The sequence below is a fragment of the Streptomyces sp. NPDC006365 genome (assembly GCF_042870755.1).
Lineage (GTDB): Bacteria > Actinomycetota > Actinomycetes > Streptomycetales > Streptomycetaceae > Streptomyces > Streptomyces xiangluensis.
In genome coordinates this window covers 1-13,555 of sequence record NZ_JBIAHS010000011.1, presented here as the reverse complement: position 1 = coordinate 13,555, position 13,555 = coordinate 1, and the positions used below count along the sequence as shown (strand labels likewise).

The 13,555-nt window shown below is 70.9% G+C and carries 12 protein-coding genes; 8 read left to right on the top strand and 4 right to left on the bottom strand.

Going from position 1 to position 13,555, the window contains the following annotated elements:
- Window positions 1–11: 11 nt before the first annotated feature.
- Window positions 12–320 (top strand): ArsR/SmtB family transcription factor, encoded by a 309-nt coding sequence (locus ACFYO0_RS27275; RefSeq protein WP_388681066.1) that lies wholly within the window; start codon window positions 12–14, stop codon window positions 318–320.
- Window positions 317–1,111, top strand: coding sequence for an aquaporin (locus tag ACFYO0_RS27270; RefSeq protein WP_388681063.1), 795 nt, complete (start codon window positions 317–319; stop codon window positions 1,109–1,111). Before ACFYO0_RS27275 ends, ACFYO0_RS27270 begins: the two co-directional genes overlap by 4 nt.
- Before the next feature lie 25 nt (window positions 1,112–1,136).
- Here the strand turns inward: ACFYO0_RS27270 and ACFYO0_RS27265 are convergent, their stop codons facing one another.
- On the bottom strand, window positions 1,137–1,517 hold the full coding sequence (locus tag ACFYO0_RS27265) for an ArsR/SmtB family transcription factor (protein WP_388681060.1): 381 nt from the start codon (window positions 1,515–1,517) through the stop codon (window positions 1,137–1,139).
- Between the two features lie 248 nt (window positions 1,518–1,765).
- Between ACFYO0_RS27265 and ACFYO0_RS27260 the strand changes: the two genes are divergently transcribed.
- From ACFYO0_RS27260 to ACFYO0_RS27250, 3 genes are all read left to right on the top strand, one after another.
- The gene (locus ACFYO0_RS27260; RefSeq protein ID WP_388681057.1) at window positions 1,766–3,145 is read left to right on the top strand and encodes an NAD(P)-binding domain-containing protein; all 1,380 of its coding nucleotides are present in this window, start codon (window positions 1,766–1,768) and stop codon (window positions 3,143–3,145) included.
- A 28-nt stretch (window positions 3,146–3,173) separates the two neighbouring features.
- Window positions 3,174–3,578, top strand: coding sequence for an ArsI/CadI family heavy metal resistance metalloenzyme (locus ACFYO0_RS27255; protein ID WP_388681055.1), 405 nt, complete (start codon window positions 3,174–3,176; stop codon window positions 3,576–3,578).
- Between the two features lie 276 nt (window positions 3,579–3,854).
- Window positions 3,855–4,274: a hypothetical protein gene (locus ACFYO0_RS27250; protein WP_388681052.1), complete on the top strand. Its 420-nt coding sequence runs from the start codon at window positions 3,855–3,857 to the stop codon at window positions 4,272–4,274.
- 84 nt (window positions 4,275–4,358) lie between these two features.
- On the opposite strand, the gene ACFYO0_RS27245 is transcribed toward ACFYO0_RS27250, so the two are convergent.
- Complete coding sequence (locus ACFYO0_RS27245) at window positions 4,359–5,108, bottom strand: hypothetical protein (RefSeq protein ID WP_388681049.1); 750 nt, start codon at window positions 5,106–5,108, stop codon at window positions 4,359–4,361.
- 221 nt (window positions 5,109–5,329) lie between these two features.
- On the opposite strand from ACFYO0_RS27245, the gene ACFYO0_RS27240 reads away from it, so the two are divergent.
- Window positions 5,330–8,176 carry an AAA family ATPase gene (locus ACFYO0_RS27240; protein ID WP_388681046.1) on the top strand — a complete coding sequence of 949 codons (2,847 nt, stop codon included), beginning with the start codon at window positions 5,330–5,332 and terminating at the stop codon, window positions 8,174–8,176.
- Window positions 8,177–8,210: 34 nt separating this feature from the next.
- Here ACFYO0_RS27240 and ACFYO0_RS27235 read toward each other — a convergent pair whose 3' ends face one another.
- Together ACFYO0_RS27235 and ACFYO0_RS27230 are read right to left on the bottom strand one after the other, a co-directional pair.
- On the bottom strand, window positions 8,211–10,232 hold the full coding sequence (locus ACFYO0_RS27235; protein ID WP_388681044.1) for a trypsin-like serine peptidase: 2,022 nt from the start codon (window positions 10,230–10,232) through the stop codon (window positions 8,211–8,213).
- 476 nt (window positions 10,233–10,708) lie between these two features.
- A complete protein-coding gene (locus ACFYO0_RS27230) occupies window positions 10,709–11,746 on the bottom strand; it encodes a LacI family DNA-binding transcriptional regulator (RefSeq protein ID WP_388681041.1) in 1,038 nt (345 codons plus the stop codon).
- A 13-nt stretch (window positions 11,747–11,759) separates the two neighbouring features.
- On the opposite strand from ACFYO0_RS27230, the gene ACFYO0_RS27225 reads away from it, so the two are divergent.
- Both ACFYO0_RS27225 and ACFYO0_RS27220 read left to right on the top strand, forming a co-directional pair.
- Window positions 11,760–12,104, top strand: a complete 345-nt coding sequence (locus tag ACFYO0_RS27225) for a carbohydrate ABC transporter permease (RefSeq protein WP_388681038.1) — start codon at window positions 11,760–11,762, stop codon at window positions 12,102–12,104.
- Between the two features lie 80 nt (window positions 12,105–12,184).
- Window positions 12,185–13,147 carry an alpha-amylase family glycosyl hydrolase gene (locus tag ACFYO0_RS27220; protein WP_388681035.1) on the top strand — a complete coding sequence of 321 codons (963 nt, stop codon included), beginning with the start codon at window positions 12,185–12,187 and terminating at the stop codon, window positions 13,145–13,147.
- Window positions 13,148–13,555: the final 408 nt, after the last annotated feature.

Sequence of the window (13,555 nt, the reverse complement as noted above, 5' to 3'; positions counted from 1 at the left end):
AGTATCAGCCCATGATGACGTCAGTCGACACTGACCTGATCCGGGTGCTGGCCGACCCGCTCAGGCTCCAGATCGTGACCCTGCTCGCCAAAGAGATGCTGTGCACCACTCACCTCGTGGAGGAGACCGGTGCCCGGCAGACCAACCTCTCCAACCACCTGAGAGTGCTGCGCGAGGCCGGGGTCGTCGAGACGGAGCCCTGCGGGCGGTTCACCTACTACCGGCTCAAGCCCGACGTCGTCGCTGGGCTAGCCGGTCAGTTCGCCGACCTGGCCGAGTCCGCTCGCACCGCCGCCGAGAACAAGAGGGCCTGCCCATGACCCCCGCCGAAGCCGCCCCCACCGAGCAGGCCGCTATGCCCGCTGCCGAACCCGGCTCCGTCGCGCCCGCACCGGGTGCCACTCCGCCGCGAAACCCCTTGGTCTCCCGGGCCGCCGCCGAACTCGTGGGTACGGCGCTGCTGGTGGCGGTGGTGGTCGGCTCCGGCATCCAGGCCACGGATCTGACGGATGACGTCGGCCTGCAACTGCTGGCCAACTCCACGGCCACCGTCTTCGGCCTCGGCATCCTGATCCTCCTGCTCGGCCCGGTCTCGGGCGCGCACTTCAACCCGGTGGTCACGCTGGCGGAGTGGTGGACGGCCAGACGCGGCGGCGCCGGTGTCACTTTGCGCGAGGCGGCCGTGTACGTGCCCGCGCAGATCGTCGGCGCGATCGCGGGTGCGATCCTGGCGGACGCGATGTTCGGCGAGCCGCTGGTGAGGTGGTCCACGCACGACCGTTCGGCCGGTCACCTGCTGCTCGGTGAGGTCGTCGCCACGGCGGGTCTGATCCTGCTGATCTTCGGTCTGGCCCGCGCCGACCGGTTGCAGTACGCACCGGTGGCCGTCGCCTCCTATATCGGCGCCGCGTACTGGTTCACTTCGTCGACGTCCTTCGCCAACCCGGCGGTGACGGTCGGCCGCGCCTTCACCGACACCTTCGCGGGCATCGCGCCCGGCTCGGTCGTGGGCTTCATCGGCATGCAAGTCGTCGGCGCCGTGGTCGGACTGGCGCTGGTGGCCCTCATCTTCATGCCCGGACGGTCCGTGCCCGGACGATCGGCCGAATGAGCCGCAGAACGCGGGTCGGGTGGGGTCAGGCCGCGGGGGCGGCTGCGGTCAGCATCTGCCCCATCGCGGCCATCACCGACGGCTCCACCCGGTAGTACACCCAGGTACCGCGGCGCTCGGAGGAGAGCAGGCCGGCCTCCTTGAGTTTCTTCAGGTGGTGGGAGACGGTCGGCTGGGAGACGCCGACGTCGGAGATGATGTCGCACACGCACGCCTCGCCGCCCGCGTGCGAGGCGACCAGGGAGAACAGGCGCAGGCGGACCGGGTCACCGAGCGCCTTGAACATCGCGGCGGTCCGCTCGGCCTCCTCGGCCGTCAGCGGCCGCTCGGTGAGCGGCGGGCAGCACGGCACGACACCCGCGTCGACCTCGGGTTCCAGCAGTGGCAGCGCTTTAATGTTCGACATACGTCTATGTTGACATACGTCTATGTTGACATACGTCGAACCAGAGCTATCCGTAAGGGGTGCGGTGCTGTGGCGTTCGCGGCTACGCCGCGGGGTGCGCTCGGCCGCGACGGACCCGCAGCTTCAAAACCGGCTGTCAGTGGACCGCCCGGCTCCTGATTTCGATGAATGTCTATGTTGACGCCCATCGAATCAGATGCGATGCTGGGAGCGCAATGGATCGACACTTATCGAAATAAGGAGACCCCGTGGTTGCGTCCACCAGCAACGCGCTAAGCACCGACCGGCTGCCCGTCGTGGTCATCGGTGCCGGACCCATCGGCCTGGCCGCCGCCGCTCACCTCGTCGAGCGCGGCATCGAACCCCTCGTCCTCGAAGCCGGCCCCGCTGCGGGCAGTGCCGTACGGGAGTGGTCGCACGTGCGGCTGTTCTCCACCTGGGGCGAGCTCGTCGACCCGGCGGCCGAGAAGCTGCTCGCCCCGACCGGCTGGGTCCGCCCCGACGCCTCGGTCTACCCGACCGGCGGCGATTGGGCCGAGCGCTACCTCCAGCCCCTTGCCGACGTCCTGGGTGACAAGGTCCGCTACGGCGCCACGGTGACCGGCGTCGCCCGGACCGGCCGGGACCGGATCGTCGACGCGGGCCGCGACGAGCAGCCGTACACGGTGCACGTCAGGTTCGCCGACGGCGCCGAGGAGCGGCTCACCGCCCGCGCCGTCGTCGACGCCTCCGGGACCTGGACCGTCCCGAGCCCCGTCGGCGCGAACGGCCTGCCCGCCCTCGGCGAGAAGGCGTCCGCCGACCGCATCTCCTACCGTGTTCCGGACCTGAAGGACCCGGCCGTACGCGCCCGTTATGCGGGCAGGCGCACGGCCGTCGTCGGCGCCGGTGCCTCCGCCTTCAGCGCCCTCGCCCTCCTCGCCGACCTGGCCGGGGATGAGGAGGGGACGCACGCGGTGTGGATCCTGCGACGGGGCATCGGCGCGAGCACGTACGGCGGCGGCGAGGCCGACGAACTCCCCGCTCGCGGCGCCCTCGGTCTGCGCGCCAAGGCCGCCGTCGAGGCCGGCCACGCGAGCGTGGCCACGGGATTCCGTACGCAGGCCGTGGAGCGTGACGACCGGCTCGTCCTTGTCGCCGAGGACGGCCGCCGTCTCGACCCGGTCGACGAGGTGATCGTCCTGACCGGCTTCCGCCCGGACCTCTCCTTCCTCTCCGAGGTCCGCCTCGGCCTCGACGAACGCCTCCAGGCCCCGACCGCGCTCGCCCCGCTGATCGACCCGAACGTCCACTCCTGCGGCACGGTCTATCCGCACGGCGTGCGGGAGCTCTCCCACCCGGACCAGGGCGTCTACCTGGTGGGGATGAAGTCGTACGGCCGTGCCCCCACGTTCCTCGCGATGACCGGCTACGAGCAGGTCCGCTCCATCGCGGCGGCGATCGCCGGCGACCAGGAGGCCGCCGAACGTGTCGAGCTCACTCTCCCCGAGACCGGAGTGTGCGGCGGCGCGGGCCTCTTCGACGAGCCGGAGAACGCCGAACAGTCCGGCGGCGGCTGCTGCGCCGCCCCCACCACCCTCCAGATCGGCGTCGGCGCACCGACCACCACCGCGTCCGGTGGCTGCTGAACTCCCCACCCACCCCAGGAGGTTCGCCATGACGTCCCGCGTACAGCTCGCCCTCCGCGTACCCGACCTCGCCGAATCCGTCGCGTTCTACACGAAGCTCTTCGGCACCGAGCCCGCCAAACTCCGCGACGGCTACGCCAACTTCGCCATCGTCGAGCCCCCGCTCAAGCTCGTCCTCATCGAAGGCACCGCGGGCGAGGCGACCCGCATGGACCACCTCGGCGTCGAGGTCGACAACACCGAGGCGGTCCACGCCGCCACCGCCCGACTGAGCGAGGCGGGCCTGGTCACCGACGAGGAGAACGACACCACCTGCTGCTACGCCCTCCAGGACAAGGTCTGGGTCCACGGCCCCGGCCAGGAACCCTGGGAGGTGTACGTGGTCAAGGCCGACGCCGGCTCCCTGGCCAAGCAGGTCAGGGCCCGGGCTTGACGGTGTCCCGTTCCGGTACGCCGTCCTCGACTGGACGGACCGCGGCATCTGGGAGCCGACGCTGCAGGGCGTGACGGGGATGTACCTGGCGCGCCAGGCCGCGGCCGCCGGAGCCCAGCACGCGGTGCTGCTGTCCACGCCCAACGACGCCTGGGCCCTGCCCAGGACCATGTCCTGGCCACCGACGAGCGCTGGAGCACGCGGGTCTGGAGTGGACCGTCCTGCGGGTTGCGCTGGTTCTTCCAGAACGTCAGCGGGACTTCCTGTACGACCCGTGTGAGCGGCGAGGTGCGGCTGCCGGCCGGGGACGGCAAGGAGGCGTTCATCGACGCCGAGGACATCGCCGAGGCGGCGGTCAACGCCCTCATCGAGTCCGGGCACGCCGGCTGGTGCTACGAACTCAGCGGCACCCGCCTGATGTCCTTCGCCGACGCGGTCGCGGAGATCGCCCGGGCCACCGACCGCGGCATCCGTTACGTACCGCTGACCCCGGAGGCGTACGCGGCGCGTCGTCGAGCATCTGCTTGGCGGAGGGCTCCTCCGCGGTGGCGCCGTCCGAGCAGCCGGCCATGGCGGCGCCCACCACTAAGCAGCCGAGTGCGGCCGTCACTACAGCCGATTTCGTTCGCACACGACCCCCCCCACGGTTCGCACAAGATCCCCCAGGCTTTGAGCCGATCAGGCTACCGGAGCTGATCGCACACCCGGTTCAGGCGCGCGTCGCGGAGGGCACCTCCGTGGCAGAACTCGCTCAACCCGCTGTCTGCTTCCGGGAATTCCCTACTGCGCCGCGGTGAGCAGTTCGAGGACGCGCCTGGTCTTGGACCCCTGCTCGCAGTCCGCCGGGTCGACACCGCGTCGACGCAGACCGCTTTCCAGGGCGAGTTGGGCGATCTCCGCACCTTGGCGGTCGACGCGGCGGGAGAGTTCGACGAGTTCGAGACGCGCCCCCGACGCCGCGGTGACCACCCAGCGTTCGACAGCGAGCGTCATGTGGGACCACATGAGGGCGGGCCACCAGCACGCGTCCACCGGGCCGAGGGCCCTCACATGCCCGAACGGCACAGGACGGTCCGCGCAGTCGGCGAGAAGTCCTCGCTGCGCGGAGTCGAACAGCCGGTCCGGCGGAGCACCTGAGGCCAGGGCGCGGGCAATTGCACCTGTCGGGTGGCGGGCCGTGACGGACACGGAGAGCCGCCGTCTGTCGCCGCACCAGTCGGAGGCGACGTCCAGCCGCTCGCCGCCGGTGTCCCACGGCGTGGACCAGTCGGCGGTCAGCCGGGACCGGCGGCACGGGCGCAGTCGCGCGGTGGTCTCGTCGGGCCGCGCCCGCGTCTCACGCAGGCGCAGGATGACGCCGGAGTCCAGCAGCGGCAGCCGGGTGGAGGACGCTCCGGACTGCTCGCAGAACCAGATCCGCCGGGACAGGCCCTGCCCCGGAGCGGCAGCCCAGATCCCCGCACCATGTGCCTGCTCCGGGGACAGGGTCACCTTGAGCTCGACGACGTCCAGCGGGCTTCGAGCAACCACAACGTCGCCTCCTACACAGAGCGCGCAACCTTCCGACAGATGACCGCCCGCGCACGCCGTGGCGCATCGGGGAACTCCCCGACTTCCGTGCGGGACACGGCGGTCAGCCGGATGACGTATTGCGGAACGAAGCGCTGCCGGTGACTCCCGGCGACCGTCGCGAGGGAGCATTCTGGTCGGGCGGCGCAGAGCCGCGGCGGTGGCGCGCATACGGGGGCATCATGATGGAGCCGACGCTGCGAAGGATTCCCGGCGAAGAGCGGGTCGCGGAGGACAACGGGGTGCAGGTGCCGGTCGGGCGCGACCGGGAGTGCGCGCTGCTGGACGGTTTGCTCGACTCGCTGCCCGACCGGGGGGCCGGGCTGCTGCTGCTGGGTGACCCCGGCATCGGGAAGAGCACCATGCTCGACCACGTCGCCCGGCGGGCGAGGAGCAGGGTCCTGCGGGCGCGCGGCGTCGAGTCGGAAGCGGTACTTCCCTACACCGTGCTCGCCGACCTGTTGCTGCCGTTACGGTCGCACTTCGCCGAGCTGCCGTCGACGCAGCGCAGGGCACTGGAAACGTGCTTCGCGCTGGTGGAGGCCGATGAGCCGAATCCGTACGCCGTGTGCGCCGGCACGCTGGGCCTGCTGGCCGCCGCCGGTGAGGCCGAGCCGCTCGTACTGCTGGTGGATGACCTGCACTGGTCGGACCCCTCGTCGCGGCAAGCCCTCCAGTTCGTCGCACGCCGTCTCGCCACCGAGCGAGTGGCCCTGGTGATGGCCGCGCGGCCGGGGCCCGACGACGACGTCACCTGGGAGGGCGTGCCCCAGCTGACCATCGCGTCGCTGGAGGAGGACGACTGCCTGCGGCTCCTGGAGCGGGACGGAGTGGATCCCGCGGAGCCCGCGGCCACCCAACTGGTCCGGCTGAGCCTGGGAAACCCGCTGGTACTCGTGGAGTACGCGGCAGCGCTCGTGGACGCCAGGAAGCGCGGCGACGAACTGTCGGACACCGCCTGGGAGACACCGGGGCCATTGGTCGAACGGGCCTGGTGGGGGCGGATGCGGACGCTGTCGCGTGAGACACGTACGGCACTCGTGTACGTCGCTGCCTGCCGCGTCCCCGAACTCACGGTGCTGGAACGGGCGTTGACCGCGGACGGGCTGTCGCTCGGCACCCTCGACGAGGCCTTGGAGAGCGGACTGATCCTTGCCCTGGACGACGGCTACGAACTGCGGCATCCGGTGCTCAGACCCCTGGTGTTCAGGCACTGCTCGGTCGCCCAGCGCCTGCGCGCGTACCGCACGCTGGCAGATCTCTCCTCCGGCGAGATACGGACCTGGTACCTGGCCTCTGCCGCGGCCGGCCCCGACGAGAGCGTGGCCGCGGCACTGGCGGATGCGGCCGAACGATCCCGTCGCCGCGGCGCACTCGGTGAGGCGGCACACGCCTGGCATCGCTCCGCCGAGCTGTCGCCGTCGGCCGCGGACAGGGCCGAGCGGTTGCTCAACGCCGCGCGGGACGCCTTCTACGGCGGCGCCTCCCACGATGCCGTCGACTGGTGCGAGCAGGCACTGCGCTGGAGCCAGGACGAACGGCTGACGGCGGACATCGAGTTGCTGCGCGGCCAGGCCTGCGGCTGGCTCGGAGACCCCGACAGGGCGCACCGTTCCCTGGTCGCCGCGGCCGAGGCGGTGGAACCGGTGGACCGCGCCCGGGCCTGCGCGCTGTATGCGGCGGCCACCCTGCCCGCGACGATGGACGGCCGGATCAGGTGGGCGCTCGACACCGCCGCCCGATCCGCGGGCCTGGCCGACATCATCGAGGCGGAGGCGGGCCCGGGATCGGGATCGGGATCGGGCACGATCCCGTCCCGGCACCTCGCCAACGTGATGCAGGGCTGCGCGCAGGCAATCGCCGGGAACGTGCCGGAGGGCCGCGACCTGCTGCTGGCCGGGCGGGCCGCACTGCATGGCGACTGGCCCTTGGAGGAACAGCAGTTGGCCGTGCAGATCGGCCAGGCGCTCTCCTGGGTGGACGAGCGGGAGGCGGCGACGGCGGTGCTGGACGCGGTGGTCGACAGAGCCAGGCGGGAAGGGGTTCCCGCCCTGTTGCCGTACGCCCTGATCGGTCGGTGCGAGGCACTGTCGTGGAGCCACTGGCCGATGGCCCGGGCCGCGGGCGCCGAGGCCCTGCGCTGGGCTCAGGAACTCGGGCACCGGGCGATGACCGGATACGCACTGCTCCTGATGGCGCGGCTCGACGGGCTGCGCGGCGACCGCGCGGCCTGCGAGGACCGTATTACGGCCTACGGGCGGCACTGCGGCAAGGTGCGCGGACTGGAGGTCTTCGCCCAGGCGGCCCTGGGATCGGCGGCACTCACCGGAGGGGAACCGGATGCGGCCGCCGGGCACCTGAACCGGGCCCTGTCACTCGCGAACGAGATAGGGCTCGGCAACCCGAACCTGATGCCGTTCCTGACCGAACTCGCCGAGGCACACATCCGTACCGGAGACCGGGACAGCGCGCACCGGCTCGCCAACTGGCTCGAGGGCAGGGCCCGGGCCACGGGACTCTCCTGGCCGGCGGCCGCCCACGCGCACTGCCAGATCATGCTGTCCCAGTCCGCGGACGAAGCGCAGGCCTGGCTCAGAACCGCTGAACACGTCCACGCGCGCGAGGAGATGACCTTCGAGCTCGCGCGCACCCAGCTGGTGTGCGGAGAGCTGTTACGCCGCTTCAGGCGGCCCATGGCCGCCCGCGGGCTGCTCCTGGCCTCCCAGTTGGCCTTCGCCGGCCTCGGCGCGACCCCCTGGCGGTCCCGTGCGGCCGTGGAACTCGCCGCGGCCGGGCACCGGGCCATCGACGCACGCGCACCGGTGTCGCAGATCGACCGGCTCACCGCCCAGGAACTGCAAGTGGCGCTGGCCATCGGAGACGGGCTGAGCAACGGAGAGGCCGCCGCGGCCCTGTTCGTCTCGCGCAAGACCGTGGAGGCCCATCTGACCCGTGTCTACCGCAAGCTCGGCGTGCGGTCCCGCTCCGAACTGGCCCGGTACCTGGTACGCGCCGACGTGGTGCGCTGACCTGACAAGCGCCCTCGTGACACCCCGCCCGGTGTCACGGGAGCAGCCCCCGCACCACGGCCCGGGCGACGTGCGGATGAGCAAGGTACTCGTGGATGTCGTGTGCCTGTTCGCGGGGGTTCGTGACCACCGACTCATGGATGTCGGTACCCCACCGGGTGCGGAGCGGGCATCCGATGGTGACCGGGTCGGCCGGGCACCAGACGTTGTCCCAGCGCCCCACCCTCTCCGGGCGACGCAGTTGCGGGGCGAGCAGCCGCTCGTACACGGTGTCCAGACCGAGCGGACTGCCGGCCGTGACGAGGAGTCGTACATCGAGCGCACTGCCCAGCTGCGTCAGCAGATCCATGGCCACGACACTTCCCAGACTGTGCGCGACGATGGTCAGCCCGCCCGAGTCGGGCACGCTCTCACACACGGCGTCGAGCACCGCCTGCCGGACCGCCCGGTTGTCGAGATAGCGGGCCACGTCCCCCAGAACGGCCGACACGAAAAGGGCATCCAGATCCGTGCGTGCGGCCAGCCAGTCCAACGAGCGCCGCAGCACCCCGGACGCGCCGCCGGGCAGGCTGAAGCCCTCATCCGCCGTGAGCAGTTCCTCCGGCATACCGGCCTTGACCGCGGCCTCCCGGACCATCCGCTCGTAGAGCACCCGGGTCGTGGGATCGACGGGCGGCGCGGCCGAGGCGACCCCTGGCGCCGACGCGTCACCGAGCAGCGCCTCGCGGCCCGCAGTACCAGCCATGCGGTTGCCGTAGAACGGGAAACATACGTCGACCGGATCCACCGTCGGCAGACCGGCGAGGGTGAGCCCCCGGTTGAGCCCCGCCGTCCAGGACCGACGCATCCGCTCCGGGTCCGCCTTCTCCTGGCCCCGCCCATGCAGGAACAGCAGGGTGCCGCGCCCCGCGAACGCTCCTGTACGACCCCGGAGCCCGCGCCGAGGGGAAGCCGCCGCGGTGGTTCCCACGGGCGGTGCTTCGGTGGCGGACAGCCCCATAGGTGCGATGGCGGGGAGCAGACCCAGGTCGCCGAGCACCTGCTCCCGCGCGGTCCCGCCCAGCGAGGCACGCAGGTGCGCCACGATGCGACTGACCCGGGCACCTTCGTTGGCGGCCCAGTCCACCGCGTCGTCCGGATCGCCCGGCTGTACGAGGGTGCCGTCGCGCCGCAGCAACCTGCCCTGGGCATCCGTGCGAGGGACACCGGCATGATGCAGTGCCACGACTTCCCATTGGTCGTTGAACACGGGAGAACCGGAGTTCCCCGGTTCGGTGTCCGTCAAGTACTGCAAGAAGTCCTCGAGCTGTACCTGCAGTTCGTTGCGGCGGATGGAGATCTCCTTGAGGCGCCCGCTCGGGTGCCCCACGATGTTGACGGACTCTCCGATCACCAGTTTTCCCTGCGCCCCGATGAGCCGGTTCCAGCCGAACCGCGCTCCTGGCGGGCGACCGTCCGGCCCGGCCTCGACGCGTACGAGGGAGAAGTCCAGGTTCTCGTCGGTGACGGGGGCGAAGTCCGCGACCAGCCGGTACACGGTCGGCTGCGCCGGGGTGTTGTCGATTCCGGTCTCGGCGGCGAACTCCACGACGGCCATGGCGGCCGTGTCCCCGTCCGGGAGCACATGGTGATTGGTCATCAGCAGATCCGGAGAGACGAGGAACGCCGTTCCCAGCGGCAGTAGCCGGCCGCTGTCGAGCACCGAGACGCGGCCCACGGTCGCGGCGGCACGCGACCCGCGCGAGAGGAAGTTGACCGCCTGGAGGTCCTTGGAAGCGCCGATGATGCGCTCCAGCAGCCGCCGGCCAGGCTTTTCCTGCGCTGCGAGCGACATCACCGTCTCCATGGGCAGCGCACCGCCGCTGATCAGGTGCTCCGCGCGTGCCTGGAGCTGGATTTCGGTGTCCGGCAAGGACACGCCCTGCCCCGTCAGCCGCTCGGCGGCCTCACGCTGCGGGAGCGCTTCGCTGTAGCGCGCGGAGGCCGCTTCGTCATGGCGCCGGCGGGCGGCCTGCACTCGCTCGTGCACGTCTGCGGTGAAAACGTCGGAGTCCATGACCACCATCCCGAAGGCGAGGCTGAGGAGGAAATCGGGCTGGTTTCTGCATAGCCGGATATTCCGCCGCGTCGCATTGGGGAACTCCCCATGAAATCGCATGCCGGCCCTGCTCTTGGTCCGGTCCCGGCTCCCGCGTCCCGCTCATGGCAGGAGTTGGCGTACGAGCACGTCCGCCCACCGCTCCCACCGCGAGGGTGACCAGCCGTGGCCGACGACCAGCCAAGCTGTCGGCCGCTGGCACCGGGCCCGAGCAGCCCTGGCCACGCTGTTCCGCGAACACAACCAGGACGACGACGGCAGCGTCCACGACTGTTGGTGCTGGAGGAACGCCGCTAGTGCTGGAGGAATGCCGCGTCGGCCGGCTTGGGGGAAAACGCCAGGCTCAGGTCGACAGGTGCCTCCCGCAGCGACCGACAAAGGCTCCCGATGCCCTCGGCATAGCCCTTGCCTGCGAATCTCGGATGACTCGGCCTTCAGCCGTTGCCCTCGCGTTCGCCCTGAGGGGCGGGCGGCGGGGCTGTGGTCCCGCGTGGGATCAGGTGGGTGGGCAGGACGATGTGCCGGCCGCGGTCCGCCTCCGAGTCGTTGATGAGCTCCAGCGCTAGTTCAGCGGCGACGCGGCCCATGTCCGAGGGGGACTGCGCCACCGTGGACAGGTCGAGCCACTCGGCCATCAGCTGGTCGTCGAAGCCGAGGACGGAGATCCGTTCGGGCACCTCGATCTGGACCGTACGCAGGGTCGAGATGACGGAGGCGGCCAGGTCGTCCTGCTCGGCGAAGATCGCTGTGGGCGGTTCGCGCAGGCTCAGCAGGTTGCCGACCGCCTGGGTGGTGCCGCGCTTGTCGCGGGGCGGCGTGGTGACGACCAGGTCGTCGTCCAGAGGTATGCCCGCTTCGGTGAGCGCCTGCCGGTAGCCGAGCAGGCGATCGCGTGAACTGAAGCTGAAGCCGCGGGCGTTGACGGTGTGCGCGAAGGCGATCCGGCGGTGTCCGAGGTTGATCAGGTGGCGGGTGGCCCTACAGGCGCCGGCGACGTCGTCGACGTAGACGCTGGGGCGGCCCTCGACGTGCTGGCTGATGTAGATGACCGGCACGCCGAGGTCGTCCAGCCGGGCGGTCTCCTCCTTGTTGAGGTCGAAGCAGAACACCAGCAGCGCGTCCGCGTTGCGCCGGGCGGGGAGCCGCTCGAAGAACTCGGCCCGCTCGGCCAGGTCCGGCACCACGTAGACGGTCATCTCCATGCCGGCGCCACGCAGCAGCGGGCCCAGGCTGGACAGCGCCGCCCCCATGAACCACGAGTCGAGCGTGGGCACGAGCACCGCCATGACGCCGGTCCTGCCGGTGACCAAGCTCGACGCCTGCCGCGAGATCGCGAAGTTCAGCTCACGGGCGGCCTCCTCGACCCGGGCACGGACCTGCGGGGAGACCGATGTCAGACCACGCAGGGTGCGCGAGACGGTGGACGGGGAGACCCCCGCCCGTTCGGCTACGTCGGCCAGCCTGCGCCGCACCTCGCTCCGGCAGATGCCCGACGAACTGGAACAGGACGCGATGATCGACGGCTGCACCCGTGGCCAGGCCTTCCGCAAGATCATCGTTCCGCTCGCCGCACCGGGCATCTTCACGACCGCGATCATCACCTTCATCGCCGCCTGGAACGAGTTCATAATCGCCCTGTCGATGACCAACCGGCCCAGCATCCAGACCGCGCCGGTCGCCATCTCCAAGTTCTCCGGCGCCAGCCAGTTCGACGTCCCGTTCGGCAGTCAGATGGCCGCGGGCGTCCTGGTCACCATCCCTCTGGTGATCATGGTGCTCCTCTTCCAGCGCCGCATCGTCGCCGGACTCACCGCGGGCGCGGCCAAGTAGCCGTCCCTTCTTACGGTGGGTTCCCCCAACAGTCCCCTTCTCAAAGGACCCTTCAGCACCATGTCCCCCACCACGCCCTGGTGGCGCAGCGCCGCCCGCACTGGGACCGTGACGAGGTTCACGACATCTACCGGGCCTGGCGCAAGGTGGCCGACGAGTTCGACGGCGACCGGGCCTTCGTCGCCGAAGCCTGGTCCGACACTTGGGCCGACACCCCCGAACGCCTCGCCGCCTACGTCCGGCCCGGCGGCCTGCACACCGCGTTCAACTTCGACTTCCTCATGGCCGGCTGGGACGCCAAGGACCTCCGAGCGGTCATCGACGACTCTCTCGCCATGCTCAGGGGGGTGGGCGCACCGGCCACCTGGGTGCTGTCCAACCATGACGTCATGCGCCACACCAGCCGCTACGCCCGTAAGACTGTCGCACGGTGGGTGCCCAACGAGCGCTACCAGCCCCAGGGCCCCGTCGACCTGGACCTCGGCATCCGCCGTGCGCGGGCCGCAGCCCTGCTGATGCTCGCCCTTCCCGGCGGCGCCTACATCTACCAGGGCGACGAACTCGGCCTGCCCCAAGTCGAGGACCTGCCCGAGTCCGTCCTCCAGGACCCCATCTGGGAACGCTCCGGCAACACCGACCGAGGTCGCGACGGCTGCCGCGTCCCCCTCCCCTGGTCCGGGCAGACCGCACCCTTCGGCTTCAGCCCCGAAGGCGCTTCCGCCGAACCCTGGCTGCCCCAGCCCGCGAACTGGAGTGAGCGCAGTGTGGAGGCACAGACCGGCGACGAGACCTCGATGCTGGAGCTGTACCGCACCGCCCTCCGCCTGCGCAGCGAGAACTCCGCCCTCGGCGACGGCACCATGACCTGGCTCGACGCCCCCGCCGGAGTCCTCGCATTCCGCCGCGGCCCAGGCTTCGCCTGCGTCGTCAATCTCTCGACCGAGGCACAACCGCTGCCCGAACACACCACGATCCCGCTGGCCAGCGGCCCGGTCGCAGACGGACTGCTGGCACCGGACCACGCGGTCTGGCTCGAGGTGTAGGCAGCCCGCACCCGGGGGCAGCGCCCCCTCTCAATGCGCCGGGGCCCGTCCGGTGTCACTCCCCGCTGACCGGACGGGCCCTGGCCCGCATGGACAACGGACAGCACCGAACCCTGTCCATGACTTCGGCTCGTAGTGCCGGCTCGCCCCGCCGGCTGCCCGGCTGGACGGAAGGAATGCCGGCTGGGCCGACTGGCCGGCACACGGGCGGTCTCGGGCGGTCTCGGGCAGTTGGACCTCTCCAGGGCGCATCACCCGTACCCTTCATGGTGTCTACGGCGTCATAAAGCGGGCGCCAAACACTGGAGGCAATACCCCGTGCTGATTGCTCAGCGTCCCTCGTTGACCGAAGAGGTCGTCGACGAGTTCCGTTCCCGGTTCGTGATCGAGCCGCTGGAGCCGGGCTTC

What these genes read in the sequence shown, in the direction of transcription:
- ACFYO0_RS27265 (WP_388681060.1), bottom strand. Translation starts at nt 1,517, where the DNA reads ATGTCGAACATTAAAGCGCTGCCACTGCTGGAACCCGAGGTCGACGCG.
- ACFYO0_RS27270 (WP_388681063.1), top strand. Translation starts at nt 317, where the DNA reads ATGACCCCCGCCGAAGCCGCCCCCACCGAGCAGGCCGCTATGCCCGCT.
- ACFYO0_RS27275 (WP_388681066.1), top strand. Translation starts at nt 12, where the DNA reads ATGATGACGTCAGTCGACACTGACCTGATCCGGGTGCTGGCCGACCCG.
- ACFYO0_RS27235 (WP_388681044.1), bottom strand. Translation starts at nt 10,232, where the DNA reads ATGGACTCCGACGTTTTCACCGCAGACGTGCACGAGCGAGTGCAGGCC.
- ACFYO0_RS27225 (WP_388681038.1), top strand. Translation starts at nt 11,760, where the DNA reads ATGCCCGACGAACTGGAACAGGACGCGATGATCGACGGCTGCACCCGT.
- ACFYO0_RS27240 (WP_388681046.1), top strand. Translation starts at nt 5,330, where the DNA reads ATGATGGAGCCGACGCTGCGAAGGATTCCCGGCGAAGAGCGGGTCGCG.
- ACFYO0_RS27255 (WP_388681055.1), top strand. Translation starts at nt 3,174, where the DNA reads ATGACGTCCCGCGTACAGCTCGCCCTCCGCGTACCCGACCTCGCCGAA.